Here is a 219-nt window from a genome sequence, read left to right as displayed (position 1 = left end):
CATCTCCAACGGATTGTGATAATCCATGTGATAGCGCAAGTATTAGTATAGGAGGAACAGAATGCTCAGAGGATTTAACAACTTATAGCGTGTTGTTTACAGCAGCTCCAGGGGTTACCATAATGGCAAATCAGGGAACAGTTAATCTTGCTGATGGAACAATCACAGGTATTCCAACAGGAACGAATGTTATAATTACAACTAGTTTTGCTGGTTGTA

1 protein-coding gene is annotated in these 219 nt (G+C 39.7%); it reads left to right on the top strand.

Annotation, left to right across the window (positions count from 1 at the left end; translation table 11 throughout):
- A partial coding sequence (locus JM658_RS17085; RefSeq protein ID WP_236961123.1) for a hypothetical protein occupies positions 1 to 219 on the top strand: 219 nt, incomplete at both ends.

This window comes from Joostella atrarenae, assembly GCF_021764745.1.
GTDB lineage: Bacteria > Bacteroidota > Bacteroidia > Flavobacteriales > Flavobacteriaceae > Galbibacter > Galbibacter atrarenae.
This window is presented reverse-complemented; position numbering and strand designations above follow the sequence as displayed.